The sequence below is a fragment of the Pseudoalteromonas sp. 2CM39R genome, assembly GCF_023161845.1.
In genome coordinates, this window is the sequence record NZ_JALNTM010000007.1 from 227,791 (window position 1) to 254,246 (window position 26,456).

At 39.8% G+C, this 26,456-nt stretch carries 24 protein-coding genes; 18 read left to right on the top strand and 6 right to left on the bottom strand.

The window, feature by feature from the left end; translation table 11 throughout:
- Positions 1 to 216 precede the first annotated feature (216 nt).
- A complete protein-coding gene (gene tyrR, locus MTF66_RS17440) occupies positions 217 to 1,773 on the top strand; it encodes a transcriptional regulator TyrR (protein WP_008109548.1) in 1,557 nt (518 codons plus the stop codon).
- A gap of 112 nt (positions 1,774 to 1,885) precedes the next feature.
- Entirely contained in the window at positions 1,886 to 2,422 is a 537-nt protein-coding gene (locus MTF66_RS17445) for a thioesterase family protein (protein WP_008109547.1), read from the top strand.
- A 53-nt stretch (positions 2,423 to 2,475) separates the two neighbouring features.
- Here MTF66_RS17445 and MTF66_RS17450 read toward each other — a convergent pair whose 3' ends face one another.
- Entirely contained in the window at positions 2,476 to 3,129 is a 654-nt protein-coding gene (locus MTF66_RS17450; RefSeq protein ID WP_010391257.1) for an OmpW family protein, read from the bottom strand.
- Positions 3,130 to 3,402: 273 nt separating this feature from the next.
- Here MTF66_RS17450 and MTF66_RS17455 point away from each other — a divergent pair, with 273 nt between their 5' ends.
- Positions 3,403 to 4,821 carry an MATE family efflux transporter gene (locus tag MTF66_RS17455; protein ID WP_054202105.1) on the top strand — a complete coding sequence of 473 codons (1,419 nt, stop codon included), beginning with the start codon at positions 3,403 to 3,405 and terminating at the stop codon, positions 4,819 to 4,821.
- A 71-nt stretch (positions 4,822 to 4,892) separates the two neighbouring features.
- Positions 4,893 to 6,083 (top strand): succinyl-diaminopimelate desuccinylase, encoded by a 1,191-nt coding sequence (dapE, locus tag MTF66_RS17460; protein ID WP_248527705.1) that lies wholly within the window; start codon positions 4,893 to 4,895, stop codon positions 6,081 to 6,083.
- Between the two features lie 67 nt (positions 6,084 to 6,150).
- Here dapE and MTF66_RS17465 read toward each other — a convergent pair whose 3' ends face one another.
- Complete coding sequence (locus tag MTF66_RS17465; protein ID WP_075170611.1) at positions 6,151 to 7,881, bottom strand: lysophospholipid acyltransferase family protein; 1,731 nt, start codon at positions 7,879 to 7,881, stop codon at positions 6,151 to 6,153.
- 159 nt (positions 7,882 to 8,040) lie between these two features.
- Here MTF66_RS17465 and MTF66_RS17470 point away from each other — a divergent pair, with 159 nt between their 5' ends.
- Positions 8,041 to 8,961, top strand: coding sequence for a glyoxylate/hydroxypyruvate reductase A (locus MTF66_RS17470; protein ID WP_248527706.1), 921 nt, complete (start codon positions 8,041 to 8,043; stop codon positions 8,959 to 8,961).
- A 257-nt stretch (positions 8,962 to 9,218) separates the two neighbouring features.
- On the opposite strand, the gene smrA is transcribed toward MTF66_RS17470, so the two are convergent.
- The 3 genes from smrA to MTF66_RS17485 form a co-directional block, all read right to left on the bottom strand.
- Entirely contained in the window at positions 9,219 to 9,800 is a 582-nt protein-coding gene (smrA, locus tag MTF66_RS17475; RefSeq protein WP_109875552.1) for a DNA endonuclease SmrA, read from the bottom strand.
- 397 nt (positions 9,801 to 10,197) lie between these two features.
- Complete coding sequence (locus tag MTF66_RS17480) at positions 10,198 to 10,443, bottom strand: hypothetical protein (protein WP_008114416.1); 246 nt, start codon at positions 10,441 to 10,443, stop codon at positions 10,198 to 10,200.
- 106 nt (positions 10,444 to 10,549) lie between these two features.
- A complete protein-coding gene (locus tag MTF66_RS17485) occupies positions 10,550 to 10,969 on the bottom strand; it encodes a hypothetical protein (RefSeq protein WP_248527707.1) in 420 nt (139 codons plus the stop codon).
- 108 nt (positions 10,970 to 11,077) lie between these two features.
- Between MTF66_RS17485 and MTF66_RS17490 the strand changes: the two genes are divergently transcribed.
- A complete protein-coding gene (locus tag MTF66_RS17490; protein ID WP_008114419.1) occupies positions 11,078 to 11,461 on the top strand; it encodes a response regulator in 384 nt (127 codons plus the stop codon).
- Positions 11,462 to 11,528: 67 nt separating this feature from the next.
- Here MTF66_RS17490 and rpsT read toward each other — a convergent pair whose 3' ends face one another.
- On the bottom strand, positions 11,529 to 11,789 hold the full coding sequence (gene rpsT, locus MTF66_RS17495) for a 30S ribosomal protein S20 (RefSeq protein WP_008114420.1): 261 nt from the start codon (positions 11,787 to 11,789) through the stop codon (positions 11,529 to 11,531).
- 295 nt (positions 11,790 to 12,084) lie between these two features.
- On the opposite strand from rpsT, the gene murJ reads away from it, so the two are divergent.
- The 12 genes from murJ to MTF66_RS17555 all read left to right on the top strand — a co-directional run bounded on the left by murJ (position 12,085) and on the right by MTF66_RS17555 (position 26,447).
- Positions 12,085 to 13,623 (top strand): murein biosynthesis integral membrane protein MurJ, encoded by a 1,539-nt coding sequence (gene murJ / locus MTF66_RS17500; protein ID WP_041709107.1) that lies wholly within the window; start codon positions 12,085 to 12,087, stop codon positions 13,621 to 13,623.
- Between the two features lie 74 nt (positions 13,624 to 13,697).
- A complete protein-coding gene (gene ribF, locus MTF66_RS17505) occupies positions 13,698 to 14,624 on the top strand; it encodes a bifunctional riboflavin kinase/FAD synthetase (protein ID WP_055011710.1) in 927 nt (308 codons plus the stop codon).
- 29 nt (positions 14,625 to 14,653) lie between these two features.
- Positions 14,654 to 17,482 (top strand): isoleucine--tRNA ligase, encoded by a 2,829-nt coding sequence (gene ileS / locus MTF66_RS17510; RefSeq protein WP_248527708.1) that lies wholly within the window; start codon positions 14,654 to 14,656, stop codon positions 17,480 to 17,482.
- A 12-nt stretch (positions 17,483 to 17,494) separates the two neighbouring features.
- Positions 17,495 to 17,995, top strand: coding sequence for a signal peptidase II (gene lspA / locus MTF66_RS17515; RefSeq protein ID WP_010391273.1), 501 nt, complete (start codon positions 17,495 to 17,497; stop codon positions 17,993 to 17,995).
- A complete protein-coding gene (gene fkpB / locus MTF66_RS17520; RefSeq protein ID WP_010391275.1) occupies positions 17,992 to 18,432 on the top strand; it encodes an FKBP-type peptidyl-prolyl cis-trans isomerase in 441 nt (146 codons plus the stop codon). The genes lspA and fkpB overlap by 4 nt, the downstream gene beginning before the upstream one ends.
- The gene (gene ispH, locus MTF66_RS17525; RefSeq protein ID WP_054202112.1) at positions 18,432 to 19,361 is read left to right on the top strand and encodes a 4-hydroxy-3-methylbut-2-enyl diphosphate reductase; all 930 of its coding nucleotides are present in this window, start codon (positions 18,432 to 18,434) and stop codon (positions 19,359 to 19,361) included. Before fkpB ends, ispH begins: the two co-directional genes overlap by 1 nt.
- A 27-nt stretch (positions 19,362 to 19,388) precedes the next feature.
- Positions 19,389 to 20,423 (top strand): sensor histidine kinase, encoded by a 1,035-nt coding sequence (locus MTF66_RS17530; protein ID WP_075170605.1) that lies wholly within the window; start codon positions 19,389 to 19,391, stop codon positions 20,421 to 20,423.
- The gene (locus tag MTF66_RS17535) at positions 20,420 to 21,124 is read left to right on the top strand and encodes a LytTR family DNA-binding domain-containing protein (protein WP_010391279.1); all 705 of its coding nucleotides are present in this window, start codon (positions 20,420 to 20,422) and stop codon (positions 21,122 to 21,124) included. Before MTF66_RS17530 ends, MTF66_RS17535 begins: the two co-directional genes overlap by 4 nt.
- A 114-nt stretch (positions 21,125 to 21,238) precedes the next feature.
- On the top strand, positions 21,239 to 21,799 hold the full coding sequence (gene pilV, locus MTF66_RS17540) for a type IV pilus modification protein PilV (protein ID WP_010391280.1): 561 nt from the start codon (positions 21,239 to 21,241) through the stop codon (positions 21,797 to 21,799).
- A gap of 1 nt (position 21,800) precedes the next feature.
- Positions 21,801 to 22,799: a PilW family protein gene (locus tag MTF66_RS17545; RefSeq protein WP_248527710.1), complete on the top strand. Its 999-nt coding sequence runs from the start codon at positions 21,801 to 21,803 to the stop codon at positions 22,797 to 22,799.
- Positions 22,787 to 23,272: a hypothetical protein gene (locus MTF66_RS17550; RefSeq protein ID WP_055011715.1), complete on the top strand. Its 486-nt coding sequence runs from the start codon at positions 22,787 to 22,789 to the stop codon at positions 23,270 to 23,272. The genes MTF66_RS17545 and MTF66_RS17550 overlap by 13 nt, the downstream gene beginning before the upstream one ends.
- A 1-nt stretch (position 23,273) precedes the next feature.
- Positions 23,274 to 26,447, top strand: a complete 3,174-nt coding sequence (locus tag MTF66_RS17555; RefSeq protein WP_055011716.1) for a pilus assembly protein — start codon at positions 23,274 to 23,276, stop codon at positions 26,445 to 26,447.
- Positions 26,448 to 26,456 lie beyond the last annotated feature (9 nt).

Consider the following 26,456-nt stretch of genomic DNA (forward strand, 5'->3'; position numbering starts at 1 on the left):
GAGAATATAATTTATACAAAGTTAGTTTGGCTATATTTACATGTAATGACCCCGACTTTTAGTGAGCAGCCAAGATTAAATATTTTAAGTGCTTGAAAAAGCGCTCTAGGAAGTAAAAAAACATTTTTCGTCCAAATTTCTTTACAATAAACTATGCTGATAATCATAGTTAGCGTATTATTCACGCCAATTAGTTTTTTCCTTACCTGAGGGTGTATGCGTTTAGATATTCACTGTGCAGACCGAGTTGGTATTGCTCAAGAGATTCTTAATATTTTAGTTAGCTACAATGTTGACTTGAAAGGAATTGAAGTCGACTCAGTTAATTGCCGTATGTATGTGAGTTTTCCTGAAATTGAATTTGAACAATTTCAAAAAATTATGCCTTCAATTCGATTGATCGATGGTGTACATGATGTACGTACCACCGCGTTTTTACCTTCTGAACGTGAGCACAATGAATTAAACACCTTATTAAGAGCACTGCCAGATGGTGTTATATCTATTGATGCTAAAGGCTGGGTGCGTTTGTGTAACGACGCGGCGTGTAAAGACTTACAGCTAACAGAAAAAGAAGTCATTGGCGCCAATATCAATAATTTACTTAAAGGTTTTAATTTTACCCGTTGGTTAGAAGGCAAAGAAGTACTTGGGCAAACTACCCGTGTAGAAGTGGCAGGTGAAGACTTTATTGCCGATATTTTACCTATTGCTGTACCACAAGGCAGTGAGGGGGATGTGTTAGCGGGTGCGGTAATTAATATAAAATCGCAAAGCCGCCTAGGTCAGCAAGTGAGTGCGTTTAGACGCTATGGCCAAGAAAGCTTTGCGACAATTCACAATTTTAGTACGGCGATGCGTCGTGTTGTACGCGAAGCGCGAAAAATGGCGCAACTTGAAGCCCCTATTCTTATCACCGGTGAAACCGGCACAGGTAAAGAGTTATTAGCGCGAGCTTGTCACTATGCATCTAACCGCTCAGTAAAGCCGTTTATCGCTTTATCGTGTGCCTCATTACCAGATGATGTTGCCGAGTCAGAGCTTTTTGGTTACGCCGGATATGAAGAAAATGCAGCGCCTAAACGCGGTGTACTTGAACAAGCGGATGGTGGAACAGTATTTTTAGATGAAGTGGGTGAAATGTCGACTCAGCTCCAAACTAAATTACTGCGCTTTTTACAAGACGGTACGTTTCGAAAAGTAGGCGACGAAAACGAAGTTAAAGTAAATGTTCGCATAGTTGCTGCTACCCAAAAAGATTTACCTGCAATGGTGCAAGAGGGCGTATTTAGAGAAGACTTATACTATCGCATTAATGTACTAACGTTAGAAATTGCACCACTGAGAGATCGTAAAGCCGATGTTGGCCCACTTGCTGAACACTTTATTCAAAAATATGCGCAGCAAAATGGCCATACTGTGCCTGAGCTATCTGAAGAATGTTTAACGTTTTTACAAGATTACCCATGGCCAGGTAATGTGCGCCAATTAGAAAATGCTATTTACCGTGCGGTATCGTTGTTAGAAGACAGTGAATTGCGAGTTGAGCATTTACAACTGCCGACCTTTACCCATGATTTAGGCTATTTAGAGTCTGATTTTGAGGGCTCGCTTGATCAAGCGGTTAAGCGTTTTGAAGCTACCTTATTGCGTAAGCTTTATCCAGCTTATCCAAGTTCACGTCAGTTAGCTAAGCGCTTAGGGCTAAGTCATACAGCGGTAGCTAATAAACTACGTGATTACGGTATTAATCGTAAAACGGTTAAAGTTTAAAGATAGATATTAAAACAACCTTTCTTAGTGATTGTCCCCTTGGTGTAAAAATACCCTAGGGGATCAATTGCTATGATACACTCACAAAAAACAAACTGGTAAGACCTCTACTGTGAACTTATATTTTAGACTGCTGCTATTATTTTTCAAAATTAAACGTAATCGTGATTATCAATCATTGTTAGACACGGTTGATATAGACTACAAAGCACTGCCAAGTGACTGTGATATTAATTTGCACTTAACTAATTCACGCTATTTAGCAATGATGGATTTATCGCGCACATGGATGACCGAGCGAGTTGGTTTACTAAAGCAAATAATGAAGCGTCGTTGGTTTCCTATTGTTAATGCAACCGCCATTACTTACATCCGTGATATTAAGCCTATGCAGCGCTTTACCATTAGTACCCGTTTAGTCGGCTGGGATCATAAATACTTTTATATTGAACAAAAATTTCATTCAGAGCGTGGCTTACATGCAATTGCCTATGTACGTGGCGTATTTAAAAGTAAAAAAGGGGTGGTAAGCGTTGAGCATATGCTGGAGGTTGCTGGTTTTGAAGGCGTAGCACCTATTTTACCGGCAGAAATAATTCATTGGAAAGAAATGCTTGAGCAAAAAAAAGTAAATAACTTACCTCGTTAATTACACGCAAAAAAAAAGGCCTTACGGCCTTTTTAACACACACATAATCGTTATTAAAACGAGTATTTAAGACCAAACATAGCTACAACAGGGTCAAGTGACACGGTTGAAGTTAATGCTTTTGCGCCATTAGCATATACAGTCGCATCAGTATCAATATCCATGATAGATACCATAGCGTGTAGGCCCCATTTCTCATCAATCTTGTAGTTAGCACCTACTTGAGCAACAAAACCAAATGAATCATCTAGTTTTACTTCCACGTCGTCAGTATTTAAAGTTGCTTTAAGTGCTGCAGAAGGCTGCTCGTCAAAGAACGTCGTGTAGTTAATTCCTACACCAACAAATGGACGAAGTGCGTAGCTGCTGTCTAAAAAGTGGTATTGTGCAACCAGTGATGGTGGTAAATGTTTAATGTCGGCAATTTTATTACCAGCTAAACCGCCTGTACCTTCTACATCATGAGAGAATGGCGTTGCTGCAATAAGCTCTAACACCCATTGGTCGTTAAATGCATAATCTACAGTAATACCTAACTGAGTATTTGAATCACCTTTTAAACCAAGAGTAGGTGCTTCGTTAATCTTTGAGCCATCGTTATCAGGGTTAACATTAATTGCGCCAACATTAACGCTAAAGTTAGCGTGTGCTGCAGGAGAAAGAGCTAGTAAAGAAGTAAGTATTGCAATGCTTAGTTTAGTTTTCATGTTGTTCTCCGTGAACTACTGTGTGACTATTTGTTGATTGAGGCTATTATCGCTCGAGTTTAAAAATAAAAACCTGTTCTAGATCAAAGTTTCAAAAGCGTATAAGTAAAGAGCCTCTATTTATTGATTTAGATTAAACTTTTACTTACTTAGTGCTCAAAAATTATTGACTGATCACTTAAATACCGGCCGTAAACGAAGTATTCAGAATATAATCAGCTAGTTTTGTTAAACTAAGGCTATGTTCACGGTTTAATAAAAGTAAGCGGCCTCATGACTCCCTCTGGTCAACTATTTCTTCAAGGCTCTATTGCCAAAGCGCTATTAAAATTAGGCATTCCTATTGTCCTCATTAATATTTTGCAGTCTGCTTATCAGCTTACAGATGCTTTTTGGGTTGGCCGGTTAGGGGCTGCGCAAGTGGCTGCTGTATCGATTAGTATGCCTGTCACATTTTTAGTTATTGCGATAGGTTCAGGATTTGCTATGGCTGGGGCGATTTTATCGGCCCAATACATGGGGGCGGGACAACAAGATAAGGTCAACCATGTTGCCGCGCAAACGGTGTTAATGGTGACATTAGTTGCACTATTACTTGGGTTACTAGGCTATGCATTATCACCTTATTTTTTAACCTTACTGGGGGTTGAAGCAGCCGTATATAGTGATGCACTTAAGTTTATGCATGTATCTTTTATTGGCGTTATTTTTGTGTTTATTTATGCCATGTTTCAATCGCTGATGCGGGGTATAGGGCAAACGAAGGTGCCGTTAATTATAGTCAGCACAACCGTGTTACTTAATTTTATACTCGATCCGTTATTCATATTTGGCTATGGTCGTTTTGAGGGGCTTGGTGTGATGGGCGCTGCGCTAGCAACATTGGTTACACAGAGCTTAGCGGCGCTTGCGGGCATCATTATATTTTTACGTGGTCGACATGGTATTCAATTACAGCTTAAAAGCTTTTACCCCGACTGGCACTATATTAAGCGCGCTTTTTTCTTGGGAGCGCCTGGCTCTATTGAATTATCGACACGTGCATTTGGTTTGATCATCATGTCATTTCTAGTTGCCAGCTTTGGTACTACGACAATTGCTGCTTATGGTGTTGGCTCTAATATTTTGCAAATGGTAATGATCCCCGCTATGGGCTTATCAATGGCGGTATCAACCTTGGTTGGGCAAAATATGGGGGCTGGTAATATCAAGCGGGCTGAGCAGATCACTAAACTTGCTAGTGTATGGGGCTTGTTAGGGCTCTCATGTGTTGGCGCCATTGCATATTTATATGCAGATTCATTAGTTGCATTTTTTATTCCTGACGATAATGACGTTATTACTAATGGGGCGCAGTTTATTCAAGTAATGTGCTTAAGTTGGGGTGGAATAGGGGTGCAACTTTGTATTGTTGCTGCTTTTCGTGCCTCAGGTAATATGCTCAATGCAATGGTTATCGCGTTATTATCACAATGTGTAGTGCAGTTCCCTGCCGCTTATATTCTTTCTAATCATACTGAGCTTGGCGATCAAGGCATTTGGTATTCTTTTGCAATTACTAACATAACCATCGCATTGATAGCATTTGCATGGTTTATGCGTGGCTCTTGGAAAAAAACCAAGTTAACTAAAGAAGATAAGCACATAGTACAGGTTACACGAGAAACATTAATAGAAGAGGGCGCACGTTAGCTAGTAAATTCATAATGCGGTCATAAAAAGTCGTTGTAATAAATACACTGCTAAAACGAGGTGTGTTTATTATGACAAAAGCTATCAATACAAAAGCACAAGCGCCGTACTTAACTATTGCACAGTTAAAAACAGTGAGTCACTTACAAACTCTGATCAGATTTAAATCGATTACTCCTAATCCAGCTGGTGGCATTGAGTGGCTTGCGAACTACCTTACTGAGTTAGGCTTTAGTACAGAGCAATTTAGTTCTAATAATGTGACAAACTTAATTGCAAAAATAACCTTTGGGGCAGGCCCCGTGGTGGCATTTTCTGGGCATATTGATGTGGTACCCGCAACGCAAGGTGGCTGGTTAGCCGATCCGTTTGGTGGACACATAATTAACGATGCAATTTATGGGCGTGGTGCCGCCGATATGAAAGGAGGCATTGCCGCGATGCTTAGTGCAACGCAGACGTTAATAAACAGCGCGCAGCAAAAGCAGGGAACATTATTTTGGCTGATCACCTCAGATGAAGAAGGTGAGGCGGAGCATGGCTCTGTGTTGATTGCCAAGCGATTAGCACAACAGGGCGTTGTACTTGATGGCTGTATTGTTGGTGAGCCAACCAGCCACCTGCAGGTAGGTGACACTATAAAAAATGGTCGACGTGGAGCCTTATCTGCGAGATTAGCTATTCAAGGAAAGGCTGGGCATGTAGCCTATCCTGAGAATACCATTAATGCTGCGCACATCAGTGCTGAAGTGGTTAACAGGCTCACAAAAATAGACTGGCCTTTAGATGAACTTAGTTCAAAAACAACGCTGCAAGTCACCGGTATTAATATTGATAATGTGCTAGATAACCTCGTGCCAGCTCAGTGTGATATTACTTTTAATATTCGCTATAGCCATGGGTATAAAAGTAAACATGTTAAGCAACGTGTGTTTGCTGCACTGAAGGATTTCAGCGAGCATTTGGTTATACAGTGGGAGCGTCCATGTGAACCCTATTATACAAGCCATAAGATTGAGAGTTGCTTACTCGCTCAGTTAGAGCTGGCAATTTTTAAAGTGACGGGGAATTATCCTTTATTAAGCACCAGTGGTGGGACGTCGGACGGACGATTTTTTGCACAGCAAAAAACACAAGTCATAGAGTGTGGGGTACGAAACCATAGTATTCATCAGGTTAATGAACATGTACCGATTTGCGACTTGTTAGAAATAGAAAAGATTTATACGCAATTACTCGATGGTATTTTTACTCAGCCTTGAAGTATTAATAACTATTAAAGCGCCGCTTAATGCCGCTTTAATAGTTATTCGATTAAGGGTTAACGCTTTAACTTGCTGATGCTGATTTATCAGTACCCAAGTAGCGCTTTGCTTTGCTTGGTTTTACTTTTTCAAGATCAACCAATACTAGGCCATCAATACAATTATTGAATTGTGGATCAATACTAAAGCTTAAAAATTTAACACCATTTGGTTCGCATAGCTCTGTATATTGTTTAAATAGTGTGGGTACATGCGTGCCCATGTTAGCGAGTATGTGTTTAAGCTCTACAAAATCTTCTTTTATATTATTACCCTCGAACAAGTTAGTGCACTGAGTTTGCTGATCAGGTGTGTGACGAAAAGCATTGTTAGGCGTTGCGAGTGATTTTTCACAGCCATAATAGTGCTGATAATAATGCACTAATAAAGACTTTGCCTGCTCAGGTAGTGCGTTTGACACACTCACCGCACCAAATAAGTAACGGTATTGAGGGTAGCGATTTATAAAAGCGCCAATACCATACCATAAGTAGTCGAGACTTTTTCTGCCCCAATATTTAGGTTGTACAAAGCTTCGGCCTAGCTCTATGCCTTGTTTAAAATAAGGATTCATATCTTGTGTATAATTAAATAGGCTATCGGTATAAAGCCCACTTTGTGAGTGTTGTTCAATCACATCCTGTGCACAAGCTAATCGGTAAGCACCCACCAACTCTAGTGCATGTTCATCCCACAATACTAAGTGCTGATAGTGCATATCGTATTTATCTATGTCTCGGCGGTTTCCACTACCTTCACCTACAGCCCGAAAAGCGATTTCTCGTAAGCGGCCCAGTTCACGAAATAAGGGAGAGCTTCCTTGGTATTGGTACAAATAAATCACCATGCCATCACTGGTTTTACCTAAATGTTCGCAGCATTCTATGGCTTTTTTTAATTCTTTTTTACATTCAGGAGAGGCAATTGGAGCATGAGTTTTTAATGGTAGCGTTTTTTTTGTGGTTAAACGGTATAGTTGCTTACGGATTAGCTCAACCACTTCTTTGTCTTTTAAGTCTGGGATTAAATAAGACTCAGGAGCAATGGAAGCGCCAATTTCAAACTCGAGTGATTTTTGACGTTGCTTAAACATTTCTTTTACCAGTAACAAGCTAGCCAGTGGTTTATAAAGCATTGATGCGCCGTAAAACAGCGGGCTATTTCTGGCTTTAATATAGATAGGCAAAATAGGGCTGTTAGCCTTTTTTGCAATGCGTAAAAAGCCACTGTTCCATTTGCAGTCTTTTATACCCGTAGGACGAAGTCGAGAAACTTCACCGGCAGGGAAAATAAGTAACGCTCCTTCATTTTTTAAGTGCTGGTGGATATTACTCAGCTCTTGTTTTTTACTTTGCCCTGATAGGTTATCAACGGGTAGTAATAACGAATGCATGGCGTCAACGGTCATTAACATACGGTTAGCCACCACTTTTAAATCGGCTCTTACCGTTGATAACACATTAATTAATGCAAGCGCATCTAAGGAGCCGATAGGGTGGTTTGCAATAATGACAATTTTTCCTTCACTGGGAATATTTTCTATTTGCTTAGCTTTATAACGAGTTTCAAAATCAAGTTCATCAAGTACTTGCTCTACAAATTCTATTCCTTGAAGGTGGGGATAGGCAGTTGCAAAGTTTGTAAATTCTTGTTCATGTAATAAGTAGCTAAGACTTTTTTTTACCAGTTTTTTTATTTTAAATGAGTTAGTTAACTGTGGTAAATTGGTTGCTATTACTTTATCTACACTGATCATACGCACCTCTTTTTATACTAGGCTAAGGCCAATATGTTTAGCTTAGAGTGCGGATATGACAATACGCGGTCAGTTGTGTGACTTTTTAAAACCGTTTACTTACTATTGAATTAAACCATACCAGTACTACTATTTACGGTTACTTTTTAAGGAATCATCATGTCAGTTTTAGTCGCGATTACCGGTCGAGATAACACAAAATTAATTGCAAAAATGCAATCACAATTACCCAATATTCAAATTGAGCAGCTTGATGATTGCCAAGATTTTGCAAGTGTGGAATTTGTACTGGCTTGGAATGCACCCGCGTCTTTATGGCCAAAGTTGATAAATTTGAAAGCGGTGTCATCGTTTGGTGCTGGGGTTGATAGTATCGATTTAAGTTTACTACCTGCACATGTTGAAGTAGTGCGCATTGTCGATAAACAGTTAGCCAACGACATGGCTGAATATGTTCTTACCCATGTATTAGCGCAAAAATTGCGATTAAAAGAATATTTCTTAAAACAACAGCAAAGTGAATGGAAGCCCAAAAGAGCGCATAAGCATAATCAAGTGAGTATTTTAGGGTTTGGCGAATTAGGCCAAGCTTGTGCCTACAGGTTGACTAATAATGGTTTTAAAGTTAATGCTTGGAGCCGAAGCCCTAAAACATCAACCATAGCAACACTCTACCATGGTGATCAGGGACTAAATGATATGTTAGTGAATACAGATTATTTAATCTGTCTATTGCCACTTACTAGCAATACCAAAGGTATTATTAATCAACAGTTGCTTAAGCAACTTCCTGAGCACGCCGTGTTAATTAATGTGGCCCGAGGTGAGCATGTTGTTGAAGCTGATTTGCTCGATGCGCTCAACAACGCACGTTTACGAGCAGCAACGCTTGATGTATTTGCCAGTGAGCCACTACCAAGCGAACACCCTTATTGGCAGCACCCAAATATTACTTTAACGCCGCATTGTGCTGCGTTGTCAGATCTAGATAGTGTTGTTGAACAAATAGCAGATAATATTTTGCGCTTAAAAGCGAGACAGCCATTAATTAATTGCATTAATAAGCAGCAAGGTTATTAGTTTAGAGTTGTTTGACTTTAAAGCATTAAAATTTGTTTAACTTTTAACAGAAACAGCTTGTTAACATTTGTAATTTTTATTATTGTTAAAAGCCGTTCTAACAATAATAATAAATAGGATGAATTATGAAACCCAGTCAAGGGGGCGCAAAAATCAGCATTGTGGTTGTATCTATCATTATATTAGGAATATCTGCTTGGTTTAACCAAGCCAATGCGACAGTGCTGCTCAACTAACTCTTATTACCACAGTAGGAATTAGCTACGCTTGCTGTGGATTTCTCGGTTTTGATGCTTCTTATCATCACTCTTCTTCAGTAAGACATACGTCGCACCACTTCCTCCATGCTGCCTGAGTGCAGTATGAAATGCTAAAACACAGGGAATAGTTTGCAACCACTGGTTTACGTAACTTTTTAAAATACCCGGTTTGGCTTTATTTTTAATTCCTATTCCATGACGAACAAGAACCATTCTTATATTGCGCTGGTGGCAATCTTTAATAAAGGCCTGCAACGAATCATGGGCATTTTTTAAAAGTTGCCCGTGTAAATCTAATGTCGCATCGAGCTGATATTTAGCTAGTCTTACGTTTTTAAAAACCGGGCTTTGCACGCCATCTCGTTTAAAGCTTAATATGGCGAGTGGGTCGAGCAATTCAAGTGGTTCATCTAACGGATTAAATTGTTCACTGTTTAAGTTTAATTGTGCAGCTTTGTTTTTTTCTTGCTGTGCGATAACCGTTTTATGGCTTTTAGATGGTAATGTCACGGTGTCGTGATTGATAGGGGTAACATCTTCCATAGAGGATAAGAATAAATCGAAATCTGACAACGGCATGGGCTTATCTCAAATTAGGCAAGGGTCTGTTGACCTTTGCGGATTGAAATTTGTTCAAACTAGGGGCGGTTTAATCGCGGCGCGAGGTTTGTAACCTAGTGGGCTAAGTAAAAACCGAGCAACAAAGAGTAAATCGCCCCTAGGCAGAACCCTTCGGGCAGCGCCTGTTTGGCATTGATGCTGCGTTATCGCCTATTTATGGGGAATAACCACACCACATAGGCTCTGCCTTGCCTAAATACCAAACAGACTGCTGCAAATTTAACCTTGAAAGGTCAACAGACCCTAATACGAGATAAATTTTAACTTAGTTCAAACTAAGACCCAAGATTTTTAAAGCTGTGGGATAAAAAAAGCCCAGAAAAACTGGGCTATAAAATATTCTAAGGGGAAGTAATTAGTGTTGAGATACAGTAAATTGCCCAAATGTATAAACTTTGAACAAGTAAAATGTGTTGATCAAAACTAAACTCATATTTGAAATAATACTCGACGACATAAGATCTAAGCTAAATGATAGGAATAACAAACCACAAGCACTAATCGCAGCAACGCGAAGCAGTGTCAGTTGGTTAATAAAGAATGCACCTAAACCTAGTGCAAGTAGTAATGTATTTAAAAGCCAATCTAGCTCGTTTAGCATGGTCGTTTCAATAGTTCAGTTGTTGAAAAAAGGAGCGCCATTATGTTGATCTTTTGCACAGCTTTCAACCAAGTAATTTTAAATTTTCAGATTAGTTTTTTTAATGTTAAAAGTAAGTAAGCAATACTGAAAATATTCCTTCCTCAGCAATAATTCGATATTTTTGGCAGCTTTGCGGTTGCTGTAAATCAATACATAGGTAAAGGGTTCTATGCTCCTTATCCAGTCGCGGGTGGAGGGTTGAGTCCAGTAGTTTTGGTTCGCTTGAAAACAACCCTGGCCAATACACACTTTGGCTTACCATAGATGATTTTTTATAAGTAAGTAAGCTTGGCTTTGGTATTAAAACAAGTATAAGTAATAATATCGTGAAAATAAAAAACAGGGTCAGCTTGATACCACGCTTAGTGTTCTTTGATTGCGGCTTTAATTGTGAGCCAAGGTTTGCAAGCTTATTAGTGGGTGTAGGTTTAACAGTAATCGTTTTATTTTTTTTGCGGCGACTCTTTTTTGTGGTTTTCGACATAAAGCAAATCTGGCCTTTTTAGCTTACCTCTCTATAATAAAGTAAATATTTGTATTTTAAGCAAATCACCAATTTCGCAGACATGGCTTTAGCCTATAAGGATTATATATGAATACGCAGCTATCTATTTTAATAGTTGATGATGTTAGCACGGTGCGTAGCTTTCTCAGTCAAACATTGATGCATTTAGGGATAGAGAATGTAAAAGAGGCGTCAACGGCCGCGCAGTGCATTAGCGAGTGTCGTGCAGCCAATTTTAATATTATATTTTTAGATATAGAGCTACCTGATGGCGACGGTAAAGAGCTTATTGCGCAAATTAATGAGTTATCACCAGAGACAAACGTGGTGATGGTGTCGGCTCATTCAGGCGTAGAAAATGTGAAGGATGCGATAGATAGAGGGGCTAAAGGATTTGTAGTTAAGCCATTTTCTCCAAAGAAAATTGCGGCGATGTTGAAAAAGTTTTACCCAGAGCTTGATAACGTTTAATAGGCGCATTTATTTTGGGCAAAAAAAAACCGGCAAAAGCCGGTTTTTTTAATCTTGCAAAAACAAATTATAGCGCTTTAATTTTAGCAGCTAAACGGCTCTTATGACGAGCAGCTTTGTTTTTGTGGATTAGACCCTTAGTTGCGTAACGGTCTAGGATAGGTGTAGCAACAGAAAAAGCTTGCTGTGCAGCTTCTTTATCGCCAGCTTCAATAGCTACGATTACTTTTTTGAAGTAAGTACGCATCATTGAACGACGGCTTGCGTTGTGCTGACGGTTTTTTTCGCTTGTGATAGCGCGTTTTTTTGCAGACTTGATGTTAGCCAAGGTTTGCTCCTAACAATCTTAAATAAAGCTTAAATTAAAGGCCGTGGAATATGCCTGTTTTTATCATGAATGTCAATTTAATTTTAACAATCCAAGAAAAACTGCTCCTTATAACGAACATCAATTTGCCGCTTTAGCAGTTAATAGCGCTATTGTAACAAAGCAAGGGGTTCCAGCCTAGTGCTTTAAAGCGATTTATAAAAAAGACTATGGCATAATTAACTTAATTGCTGATTTTTAATATGGATTCATAGTGTCAAAAGGTTTGTTTCGTTCTGGGATGATTGTAAGTGCAATGACAATGATCTCGCGTATTTTAGGGCTAGTACGAGATGCCGTCGTAGCTAACTTGTTGGGCGCAGGCGCTGCGGCCGATGTATTTTTATTTGCTAACCGTATTCCTAATTTTTTACGCCGTTTATTTGCCGAAGGGGCTTTTGCGCAAGCATTTGTACCGGTATTAAGTGAAATTAAACAGCAGCAAGGCGATGAGAAGGTCAGAATATTTGTTGCCCAAGCCGCCGGCACGTTAGGCACTATTTTACTGATAGTGACGCTCTTTGGTGTGATAGCGTCACCTGTTATTGCTGCTTTATTCGGCACTGGTTGGTTTATTGATTGGTGGCAAGGTGGCCCTGACGCAGAAAAGTTTGAGCTTGCCAGTTCGCTATTAAAACTGACTTTTCCTTATTTGTTTTTTGTAAGCCTTGTGGCGCTCAGTGGCGCGGTGATGAACGTTTATAATCGTTTTGCCGTTGCGGCTTTTACCCCGGTTTTACTCAATGTATCCATTATTAGTTGTGCCATTTTACTACATGATCAGTTTTCTGTAGGCGCTTATGCGTTAGCTGTTGGCGTGTTTTTAGGAGGCGTGGTACAGCTATTATTTCAACTGCCGTTTTTGTATAAAGCAAAAATGCTAGCGCGCCCGCGCTGGGGTTGGCAAGATGAAAATGTGAAAAAAGTACGCAAGTTAATGCTCCCAGCCTTATTTGGTGTATCAATTAGTCAAATTAACTTATTACTCGATACGGTAATAGCTTCATTATTGATGACAGGCTCTATCGCTTGGCTGTATTACTCAGATAGACTGATTGAATTCCCACTTGGTTTATTTGGCATTGGTATTGCGACGGTTATTTTACCTGCGCTGTCAAAATTACACAGCAGTAAAAAAAGTAGCGACTTTCAACATACCCTAGATTGGGGAGTGAGGTTTGTGATTTTTTTAGGGCTTCCAGCAATGATAGGATTGATGATTATAAGCCCACTTATTATTACCGTGCTGTTTGATCATGGCGCTTTCAAAGAAGCGGGCATCGATCATGTTAAGGCGGTGAGCTTAGGGGTGGTTGCCTACTCAGTGGGATTAGTCAGTTTTATGTTAATTAAAGTCCTCGCGCCTGGGTTTTATTCTCGCCAAGATACTAAAACACCGGTACGCATTGGTATTATTACTTTGGTACTAAATATGGTGTTTAATATTATGCTGGCACCATTTATTGGCTATTTAGGTTTGGCACTGGCAACCTCAATGTCGGCAAGTTGTAATGCCTACTTACTGTATCGACAGCTTAAAAAAGAGAATGTTTATCAGTTTTCCAGCATGAGTGGCTACTTCACTTTGAAGTGTTTGTTGGCAAGTATAACAATGGGCGCATTGGTTTGGTTTACTAGTAGGCAATATGACTGGGTTAGTTGGCACTTTAGCGAACAAGTTATGTTATTGGTTGTGTTATTAATTATTGCGATTGTTAGTTACTTTTTTATGTTGTTTTTGATGGGTGTTAGACTAAATACGATAAAAAGTGTAGCAATTACTGAATCAAATTAAAAAAAAGATTATAATCGGACACTCTGCGGCCCGAGGTCGCATTTTATCGCTCGCTGAAAAAGGCATTAGGTGGCATGGAGTTAATTAGAGGTATACACAATATACGCCCACAACACTTTGGTTGTGTGCTGACCATTGGTAATTTTGATGGTGTTCATTTGGGTCATGCTGCCGTATTAAAAGGGCTTTTAGCTGATGCAAAAGAAAATAATTTACCCAGCACTGTAATGTTATTTGAGCCTCAGCCACAGGAGTTTTTTGCAAAGAGTAACGCTCCGGCTAGGCTGACTCGACTGCGTGATAAACTTCGCCTATTGAGTAACTTAGGAATTGAACGCGTTATTTGTATTAGCTTTAATCAGGCTTTTGCAAACATGCATGCTGAGCAGTTTGTTAGCGATATTTTAATTAAAAAGCTGGGCGTTAAAGCATTAACGGTTGGTGATGATTTTAGGTTTGGTAAACAGCGCCAAGGTAACTTTAGTCTATTGGCAACTATGGGCACCCAAGTGGGAATGAGTGTTAAAAGCACTGCCAGCTTTAGGCAATTAAATGCTAGAGTAAGCAGTACCTTGATACGAGAAGCGCTTGCTGAAGGTGACTTAGTTAGTGCAAAAGTTATGCTTGGGCATAATTATGCAATATCTGGACGTGTTATTCATGGCTGGAAAAAAGGCCGCGAACTGGGTTTTAGAACGGCAAATATTGCACTAAAACGTCAAGTTTGTCCGGTCAATGGTGTATTTGCGGTTCAAGTGATGATCGCAGGAAAGCAAGTTTTTGGGGTGGCTAACATTGGAAACAAACCCACGTTTAATGGAACTCGTGCCTTATTAGAAGTTCACCTTTTTGATTTTGCACAAGATATTTATGGACAATTTATGCATGTGGAGTTAATTGAAAAACTCCGCAATGAGAAAAAATTCGAGACATTAACACAACTGACGGCACAAATAGCAACCGATGTTGCCGCCGCTAAGCAGTGTTTTGGTTTAAATTAGGTAGCCGATAGAAACGGAAAGTAGGATTAATGAGCGACTACAAACATACTTTGAATTTACCGGAAACAATGTTTCCAATGCGTGGCAATTTGGCACAACGTGAACCAAAAATGCTTAAAGCATGGTATGAAGACGACCTATACGGTCAAATTCGCAGCGCGAAGAAAGGTAAAAAAACTTTCATTTTGCATGACGGCCCTCCGTATGCAAACGGCGATATCCATTTAGGCCACTCAGTAAATAAAATATTAAAAGATATTATTGTTAAGTCTAAAACTTTATCAGACTTTGATGCGCCATACGTACCAGGCTGGGACTGTCATGGTTTACCAATCGAGTTAATGGTTGAGAAAAAAGTCGGTAAACCCGGTGTTAAGGTAACTGCGGCAGAGTTTCGTGAGAAATGTCGTGCCTATGCTAAAAAGCAAGTGGAAGGCCAAAAAGTAGACTTTAAACGTTTAGGCGTTTTTGGTGATTGGGATAAACCTTACCTAACCATGAACTTTGACTTTGAAGCTAATGCCATTCGTGTACTAGGCCGCATTATAAAAAATGGTCACTTACATAAAGGTGCTAAGCCTGTGCATTGGTGTACAGATTGTGGTTCAGCATTAGCTGAGGCAGAAGTTGAATACCAAGATAAACAATCTCCAGCTATTGATGTACGTTTTACTTTTACAGATCAAGATGCGGTGGTTAATGCGTTTGATTTAGCGGCTGGCCATACAGGAACAGGTAGCGTAGGAACCGTTATTTGGACTACGACACCATGGACTTTGCCAGCAAACCGTGCGGTAGCTGTGCATGCTGATTTAGAATACGCGCTAGTACAAGTAGAAGATGAAGGCGTTCAGCAACGTCTTATTATAGGTTCTGAGCTGGTTAAAGATGCGATGGATCGTTTTGGTTTTAACCATTTCCATATCCTTGGCTATGTTAAAGGCGCAGCACTTGAAAACTTAACCGTAGCACATCCTTTTTATGACTTTAATGTTCCTGTTATTGTTGCTGAGCACGTAACAACAGATTCTGGTACGGGTATCGTGCATACTGCACCAGGTCATGGTCAAGAAGATTTCGTGGCAGGTCTTGAGTACAATCTTGAAGTAGCTAACCCTGTTGGCGCAAACGGTGTGTACTTACCTGATACTGAATTATTTGCCGGTCAACATGTGTTTAAAGCCAATGCGAGTGTAATTGAGGTATTAAAAGAAAATAATGCCCTAATGCATCATCATGCATTAACGCACAGCTACCCACATTGCTGGCGCCATAAAACACCTATTATTTTCCGTGCCACACCACAATGGTTTGTTAGCATGGATCAGGCTAACTTGCGCCAAGATTCACTGGCTGAAATTAAAAATACTCAGTGGTTACCTGAATGGGGCGAAAGCCGTATTGCCAACATGGTTGAAGGCCGCCCTGATTGGTGTATTTCACGTCAACGTACCTGGGGTGTACCTATTGCGTTGTTTGTTGATAAAGACACGGGTGCATTACACCCAAATACTCAAGAGCTGATTGAACAAGCCGCGGCGCTAGTTGAAAAGTCAGGCATTCAAGCATGGTATGACTTAGACTCAGCTACTTTACTAGGTGAAGAAGACGCACAACAATACATGAAAGTGCAAGACACACTCGATGTGTGGTTTGATTCAGGTGTAACTCATGCCTGTGTTGTTGATGCGCGTGAAGATTTAACCGGTCCTGCTGATTTATACCTAGAGGGTTCAGATCAACACCGTGGTTGGTTTATGTCATCAATGATGACCTCAGTGGCAATAAATGGTCATGCACCTTACAAGCAAGTGCTAACGCATGGCTTTACGGTTGATGAAAACGGCCGCAAAATGTCTAAGTCATTAGGTAATGTTATTTCACCACAAAATGTGATGAATAAACTAGGCGCTGATATTTTACGCTTATGGGTAGCATCAACTGATTACACGGCAGAAATGACGGTATCAGATGAAATATTCAAACGTTCAGCAGATCGCTACCGTCGTATTCGTAACACCAGCCGTTACTTACTTGCTAACCTTAGTGGTTTTGATCCAAAAACGGATCAAGTTGCTGTTGATGATATGGTTGAGCTTGATAAGTGGATTGTAGGGCGCGCAGCACAGTTACAAGATGACATTTTAGCAGCGTACGATAGCTACCAAATGCTATTAGTAACGCAAAAGCTAATGAACTTCTGTACCGGTGAGCTTGGTTCGTTCTACTTAGACGTTATAAAAGATCGTCAGTACACGGCAAAAAGCGACAGTCATGCACGTCGTTCTTGTCAAACCGCGCTGTACCACATTGCTGAAGCAATGACGCGTTGGATGGCACCAATCATGAGCTTTACAGCACAAGAAATTTGGGAAGCACTTCCAGGCGAGCGCAGTGACTATGTATTTACTTCAACTTGGTATGAGGGCTTACAAGCGCCAACTACGACCAAGTTTAGTAATGAAGATTGGCAAGCTATTTTAAATGTGCGTGACGAAGTAAACCGTCTGCTAGAAGCTGCACGTAAAGAAGAAGTGATTGGCGCTACATTACAAGCAACGGTTAACTTGTTTGCAAGCAAAGAACTTGCAGCTAAGCTGGCGGCATTGGGCGATGAACTGCGCTTTGTGTTACTCACTTCAGCTGTAAATGTTACTGAGGTTGATAGCCAGCCAGCAGACTCACAAGCAACCGAAATTGAAGGTTTATACATTAGCGTATCAGCAACTGATGCTAAAAAGTGTGAGCGCTGTTGGCATTATAGTGAAGATGTAGGTATTGAACCTGCGCACCCTGAAATCTGTGGTCGTTGTGTTAGTAACGTTGACGGTGAAGGTGAAAAGCGTCAATTCGCTTAGGAGTTGTTTTTAGTGAGCAAACTAGCCCAAAAAAGTGGTTTAGTGTGGCTTTGGTTGAGTCTATTACTACTAGTAATAGACTTTGCCAGTAAAACACTGGTTGTAAACACCATGGCCTATGGTGAGTCAATTAATCTACTGCCTGTTTTTAGTATCACTTATGTACATAATTACGGTGCAGCTTACAGCTTTTTAAGCGAAGCGGGTGGCTGGCAACGTTGGTTTTTAAGTGTAATAGCAATCGCAATTAGTTGTTTGTTGGTATGGTGGTTAAAGCGCCTTCCTGCATCTAATAAAGTATTGTGCAGTGCATATTCGTTAGTGTTAGCGGGTGCTATCGGCAACTTATACGACCGTGTTGCTTATGGATACGTTATTGACTTTTTACATGTGTTTTACGAAGACTCACATTTCCCCGTATTTAATATTGCAGACTGCGCTATTTGTATAGGCGCTGCATTATTACTATTTGACGCCTTTACAGGCGAAGAACCAAAGGAGCATAAAGCATGAGCCAAGCTGTAATTGGTGAAAACTCAGACGTTATTTTTCATTTTTCTATTAAACTAGAAGATGGCTCTGCCGCTGACTCAACAAAAGTACATAACAAACCTGCTAAGCTCACTATGGGTGATGGCAGCTTAACCGCTAACTTTGAAAAATGTTTGCTTGGCCTAACTGCGGGTGAAAGCAAAACATTTGAACTTGAGCCTGAAGATGCCTTTGGTCAACCTAATCCAGATAATATTTATTATGTAGATCGTAGTAAGTTTGGTGCAGAAACACCGGCTAAAGTAGGGGCGATTATTGCCTTTACTCAACCTGATGGTACTGAGCTTCCAGGCCTGGTTCGTGAAGTGCAAGGTGAGTCTGTCACTATCGATTTTAACCACCCTTTAGCGGGTCAACGTTTAACGTTTGAGGTTGATATTATTGAGGTACAAGGTTAATGGAAATATTACTAGCTAATCCACGAGGCTTTTGCGCCGGTGTTGACCGCGCAATTAGTATTGTTGAGCGCGCTTTAGATATTTTTGAAAAACCAATCTATGTAAGACACGAAGTGGTGCATAACCGTTATGTAGTCGATGGTTTAAAAAATCGCGGCGCCGTGTTTGTCGAAGAACTAGATCAGGTTCCAGATGACAGCATTGTTATTTTTAGCGCTCATGGTGTATCTCAGGCTGTTCGCTCAGAGGCTAAACGCAGAGAGTTAAAAGTATTTGATGCAACCTGTCCGTTAGTGACTAAGGTGCATATGGAAGTAACGCGTGCTAGTAAAAAAGGTATTGAATGCATCTTAATTGGTCACCACGGACACCCTGAGGTTGAGGGTACCATGGGTCAATACGATAACGAGCAAGGTGGAATTTACCTTGTTGAAACGGTTGATGATGTATTAAAGCTTGATGTAAAAAATGCGGATAATCTTTTTTACTGCAGCCAAACAACTCTATCTGTAGATGATACTGCCGATGTGATTGATGCTTTACGTAGTAAATTTCCTGCAATCGATGGCCCACGTAAAGATGATATTTGTTATGCAACGCAAAACCGTCAAGATGCGGTTCGTGATTTAGCTGATAAAGTAGATGTGTTATTAGTTGTGGGTGCTAAAAATAGCTCCAACTCTAATCGCTTACGAGAGCTGGCAGATAAGATGGGGACGCAAGCCTATTTAATTGATGATGCTAGTAATGTTGAAGCATCATGGTTTGATGGTATCAATAGTGTAGGTGTGACTGCCGGTGCTTCAGCTCCTGAGGTATTAGTTCAGCAAGTCATTACTCGCTTAAAAGAGCTTGGTGGCACGCAAGTAACCGAGAACCCAGGTGAAGAAGAAAACATCGTTTTTGCTGTACCAGTAGAGCTGCGTTAGTCTATTAATAGATAAAAGGAGGGCCGAATGAGTAAGCAACTGACACCAGATGCACTACTTTTTTCAGCCCTTTTTAACGAGCGTGGTGTGCTTGCATCCCTCGTAGTAACACAAGTTGTGGCTATTATATTAGCTTTTGCTCCTAACGCTGGCAGTGATATATGGCTGGACTTGGGGGGGATTAGTTTATTTCTTCATGTAACTGTATTGGTCAGTACCTCTTTTTTATACATTTGCCGGCGATTTCTTGCAAAACAACCTCAGTTTATTCAGCTTAGTTTTTTTATTGCTGTATATAGTTTGAGTACTGCTTTATTTAGTCTGGTTTTTTCTCATATTGCTTTTGATATAGAAAACGAAAAACAACTTACGTTTTTTGTGTTACGTAATTGCATTATTGTATTTTTGCTTACCTTACTTTTTGTACAATTTTTGCTTATTCATTTTGAAAAAGAACAGCAAGCCAAAGCACTCTCTCGAGCAGAGCTTGATGCCTTGCAAGCGCGTATCAGACCCCACTTTTTATATAATAGTTTGAATACGGCAGCAGAATTAACGCATCATGACGTTGAAGCTGCTGAGCATGCTATTTTGGCATTAGCAGCGCTTTCGCAAGCTGCAATGCGTTCAGGGCAAAGTGTATTACTCAGTGATGAAATAATATTAACTAAACAATATATTGCTCTCGAATCATGGCGTTTTGCAGAGCGTTTACAGGTTGAGTGGTTATTACCAGAAAATCTCCCTACACTCTATATTCCATATCTAACATTACAACCTTTGGTAGAGAACGCAGTCTGTCATGGTGTAGAGCCCAGCCAAAGTGGTGCTACCATTAGTATTGAGCTGCATGTTACAACACATTATTTAACCTTGATTGTAACTAACCCTGTGCCTACTGAAGCGGCTAATACTAGAGAACATAACGGTATGGCAATTGATAATATCCGTTCTCGTTTAAGTATTTATTATAAAGGTCGGGCGCAATTGACTATAACCAACAAAGAAAATAAATTTAGAGTTAAAGTGGTTATCCCAAAACAAACAGAGAACATGTTATGAATGTACTGATTGTAGATGATGAACCCTTAGCAAGAGCACGCTTAAAGCGTTTACTTGGTCAAAGCCATACATCCATTCATGTGCAAGGTGAGGCCGATAATGGCAATGACGCTTTAATGAAAATAGAAGAGCTTCAGCCTGATTTAGTGTTTTTAGATGTTGACATGCCAGGCTTAAATGGCATCGAAGTGGCTAATCAACTCAATGGCTTGGCGGTTCCCCCTGCGATTATTTTTATAACCGCTCACCCTGAGCATGCACTTGATGCACTGCAACTAAATGCAGCTGGGTATTTAGTAAAACCTATATCAGTAAAAAGTTTGCAACATGCATTACAACAGCTAGGACGTTTAAACAGAGTACACCTGCAACAGCAACATACAGAAAAAGTAACGTATCAACTGGCCGGCACTATCAGAAGTATTGAAATAGAGAGTATTTTTTATTTTAACGCAGAGGAAAAGTATACCAAGGTTGTGTTTGATCAAGGGGAAGCTTTAATTGAGGACAGTTTAAAGCATCTTGAAATGCAATACCCGCATCATTTATTAAGAATTCATCGACATACTTTGGTGAATAAAAACAAAATCATTGCCCTACATACGCTTAAAAACCATCAACATGTTATTGAGCTACAAGGCTGTAGCGCTTTTTTAGCTGTAAGTCGTCGAGCACTCAAAAGCGTAAAAAGCGAACTTTAATACACCTACCCATTAACCGCTTATCAACATAATTAACCGTTAGTCATGGTTCTAGTTGAATCTAATTTTTAATTGCATACACTTATTGTTAGATAATTATTATTTGGTTTAAGTATGTTCTCGACTGTATTTAAGTTTCAAAAGGGCTTTACTCTCATCGAAGTTCTGATTGCTTTCATTATTTTAAGCTTTGGCTTACTCGGTGCGGTGGCTTTACAAGCAAAAGCAAAGCAAGCAAGTTTTGATTCAATGCAACGTGCTGCTGCTGTTGCGCTTGGTAATGATATTATTCAACGTATTCGAGCAAACGATACTTCGCAACTCGCGACCCATTATGATGTAGAGTTTACCAGTGAAACCACTAAGAAACCGTCTAAAACATGTTTTACAAGCTCTTGTAGTAACGCACAAATAGCTAGTTTAGATATCGAGCAATGGAAACGTGCTATCCGAGCCCGAGAGAATACCGGATCACTTGATGGGGCAACTGTGTGTATTAACCCTGAAGTTGTAGGGGGGTCTGGGGGGAAAGCATATAACATAGAGGTTATTGTTTCTTGGCAGGGTCGCCAAGAATTTAAAGCGAGTGAGGCCACAGGTAAAATTAGCTGTGGTGTTGCAGATAAAAAACGTCGCTTAGTCGTGCTTAATAGCTATGTATACGTTAGGAGCTAAAATGAAGCAAACAGGATTTACACTCATTGAAATGATGATATCTCTATTTATAGGGGGATTAATTTTGGGTGGGGTAATGTTTACTTATATCGGTATGAAAGTAACCACCAAAGACACAATGACTATAGGTGAGTTACAAGAATCAGGTCGCTTAGCTATAAATATTATGCAACGTGATATTGAGCAGGTTGGTTTTTGGGGAACATTTTATGATGATTCTTTCACCGTTATAAACACATCATCATTGTCGAATCCTACAGGTGATTGTTTTGAAGGTCTCAATAACGGTAGCTTTCCTGATTTAACAAGTAGTAGTAACTTTAGATCTTTATACGCTAAAACTGCGGCAAGTTCGAATGAGCTCAACTGTGTAAAAAACCCAATTAAAGAGACTGATATTTTACAGGTTAAGTTTTTACAAGGTAATCAACTAGAAGTTGATGCCGCAGGTGTTAATGAAACACAAATCGATGAGAATTATTTTATTGCTGAGCAAGAAAATGCACGCTTTGAGCGAGGTATTGTTGACCCTACTAGCGTAAATATCAATGCGACGGTATGGCCGTATAGTCATCACAGCTATTATATTTCAGAGCAAACTTATACGGTAAATAATAAGAGCCTTACTGTACCTGCACTAATGCGAAAACGTTTGGTGGGAGGGTCTATAAACACTGAAACCATAATGGAAGGCGTGGAAAATATGCGTTTTGTTTTTGGTCTAGATACTACCAGCGACAGCCGTGTTGATACATACAAAAGCATCAATGATATGAATGTCAGTGACTGGGAAAATCGTAAAGGCATTTTAACAGTACAAGTTTTTTTATTGATCAGAGCATTGCAGCCTGATCCAGGTCTTAAAATTAAGAACCAAACGTACGTATTAGGGGAAGATGCTAATAGTCGCACTCTCACTTTTTCAGATAATTTCAGACGAACTGTTTTCACGACGACTATTCGTTTAAATAACGTGGGAGCAAATTTATGGCGTATTTAACGCAGATGAAAAATAAACAACAGGGCGTTGTACTTATTACAGCGCTTATTATGGTCATAGCAGTGACAGGAATTGCGGTTACTTTAATGAGCAGTAGTAGTATTGATATTAAAATTACCAACGCAGCCCAAGAGCGCGAGGTTGCAGAAAACCAACTAATTGGTGAAGTGCAGCGTATAATTGCTGACGAAGTCAGTAAAGGAGCTGCCAATCAGTTCTTTTTGACCCCTGAAGAAGTTTCAGACAAGGGTATTGTTATGGCTGAACGTGATGATATGAAAAGCAATATGATTAATTTAAACAATGGTGTACTCGATTTAGAATGCCCTCGTCGTTTTAGTTTTACTGCTGGTATCTCATGCAACATGGTACAAGTTTCAACAACCATAGAATATGGCTCTAAAAGTAAGCACCAGCTTACAATTGTGACCGGCGTAGCCCAAGAGATGGCTAGCATAAGTAAGGGGATTTAAAATGAAACTTACGTTAAAGAGAGTACTCATTTCTATATTTTGTGTATTAATTAGTTTATCAGCGAATGGTGAAGACATAGAGCTCTATGTTAACCACAATGTGGAAACTAATGAAAAGCCACGTGTTATTATGATTTTTGATACCTCGGGAAGTATGGCCTGGGATGTAAACGATGGCAATGCCTGCTATAAAAGAAGCGGTAATAGTTATTACGAGGTTGATTGCTTTGAAAGTAAAGATAGCTATAAACGAAATGAGCAATGTTACAAAAGAACTAGTTACTACAATTATGAAGCCACATGTAGTGATAGTCGTTTAAGAGTTGCACAAAATGCGATTACACAGTTAGTGAACGATAATGATGATATCGAATTTGGTTTAATGCGCTTTAATGGTAGTAATGGTGGGTATGTACTAGCCAGAGTTGGTGCTGCAAAATCAACGTTGCTAAATAAAGTTGATGAGCTACCTGCCAGCGGATCAACCCCATTAACTGAAACATTGTGGGAAGCGTATTTATATATAACAGGCCAAAACGTTTACTATGGAGGTAATACTAATAATCGAGATTTTACCGCAGAGTCATCAGGAGTTTATAAATCACCCTTTGCCCCTGTAGCGGGTGAGCCATTACGTTGTGATAATAGTATCAACATTATTTTAATGACGGACGGTGACCCTACAAACGACTCTAACAGAAATAATGATATATATAATCTCCATAATGACTATTTTTCTGAAAATGCACCTGCTGTTAGTAATAGTTATTTAGCAGCACTGGCGAAAATTATCCATGGTACAGATGATGTAAAAGTTGATTTGTATAGCAAAACCAATAATGTGCTTGATATTGGACGTGTATTTCCTATTGGTTTTGGTACGGGTATGAGCAACTCAGGAAAGAACCTACTTACTGAGACAGCAAACTACGGCGGTGGACAGTATTTACATGCAAATACTGCAGCACAATTATCAGACGCACTCAAAAATACGATTTCTCGTATTCGTGAAGTAAACGATAGTTTTTCATCGCCATCAGTGGCTAGTAATAACGTAGATCAAACTCGAAGCCGTGATGCTATTTATTTTGCAATGTTTTATCCAGAAACAGGTGCGCGCTGGCGTGGCAACCTCAAAAAGTTAAAAGTCTCAGGTAGTCAGATTGTTGACGCAACTAACAAGCCTGCTCTTAATAGCGAAGGTTTAATTTCAAAAGATGCAAAAACATTTTGGCTTCCTGCAGGCCAACCCGCTGACGGTAATGCTGTTGCACAAGGTGGTGTGAATCATTATTTAAGCACGATAGATCCGCTTGCTCGTAATTTATTTACGGAGAATCAAGGCTCTGTTGTTAGTTTTAATACTTCGGTTGTTAGTGACATTCTTAGCGGGGTTACCAATAACCCGTTGTCCCTATCTAGTCAAGATGTGAATTGGGCAAGAGGGGTCGACGTTGATGATGAGGATAAAGATGGTTCATCACAAGATCAACGCTCTGATATTTTTGGCGACCCATTACATTCAAAACCTATTGCCATCGACTATGGCAATGATGATATACGAATTCTTATAGGAACAAATGCTGGATTTTTACATATGTTTAAAGATGCCGGTGAGACTGTAAGTGAAAGCTGGGCGTTTATACCTTCAGCATTATTTGACATTATTAAACCACTCAGAAATAAACAAGCGGATAGTAAAGTATATGGTATGGACGGCCCTATCAGTGTTTACTTTAGTAATAAGAGTTTAAATAGCGAAGGTTTAAATGACGGTATTATAGATGCTAGTAAAGGAGATGCTGTTTGGGCTTTTGCTGGTATGCGTCGTGGTGGCAAGAATTATTACGGCTTAGATATTACAAACCCGAACCAGCCAAAGCGCCTTTGGAGCAAACCAATTGAAGGCGGCAAAGGCGACTTTACGGAATTAGCACAAACATGGTCAAAACCGCAAATAGCTTATATTAAAGCTTTTGGTAATAAACCTTTACTCATATTTGGTGCTGGTTACGATATTAATAAAGACGCCGCAATTAGGTCTGAGGACACCAGCGGCCGGGGCATTTATATTGTTGAAGCAAAAACTGGCAGTTTAGTTTGGGCGTTAACCCCAGATAGCAATGGTTTTAAAGGTAAGCATAGCATTGCCGCTGATTTAACTACGCTTGATTCAGATTATGACGGCTATATTGACCGAATTTATGCTTCAGATACCGGTGGTAATATTTGGCGCATTGATATGCCAGGAGAAGATAGCAGCGAGTTCAGCCATTTCAAACTTGCAGAGCTTGGTAGCAATCAAAATACCCAAGATAGACGCTTCTTTTATAAACCTTTGATTGCGCGTACCTTGTTTAGTAAAGTAACGGAGACGACCATCAACGGTGATAAAGTTATTACCCGTTTAGATACTCCTTATGATGCAGTTGTTATTGGCAGTGGTAATCGTTCAAAACCAACGAATACAAATGAGCAAGATCAATTGTTTATGATCCGTGATGAAAATACGCTGACACGCTCATTTAAAATCAATGCGCCTGCTGCAATTAAACCATCCGACTTAATGATTATGAACGATGACCCGTTTGGTAATACTCTAGATGACATAGATGGTTTTAATCTTGTTGAAGCTGAGTTGGCAAAAAAGAAAGGGTGGCGCTATGAATTAGCCAAAGGTGAAAAGTCATTAGCTGCAGCTACTGTTGTTGGTGGGGTTGCTTATTTTACCTCTTTCACGCCAGCATCTGATGCCGTTGTAGAGAATCAATGTTCTTTAAGTGGGGGCGGTGGTGCGCTTTATGCGTTTCATTTGCATTATGGTACAAAAGTGTATGATCAGCTCAAATTTGCAACCAGTTATGACGTACCCGATACACCACAGCTTTATTTTGGTGCAACTAACTCTTGTACCGATTCGAACGGTGATGGAAAGTGTGATGATAATCCAGAAGAAGACGTTATCGAAGAAAGTCAGTTTTTTCTAATTGGCCCTGGAATAAAAGGTGAGCAAGCCGAAAACCCTCTTAAACCTGTAGAAATTACAGGACCTGGTTTAAAAGTGGTTGACGGTACAATCAAGCTGGTTAATGATAAAGAGCCCATTGGTTTTGGCTTTAAAACGCAGCAAACATATATTTATAAGCGTGAAGAAAACGACGAAATAAACAATTAAGGGCTGTAT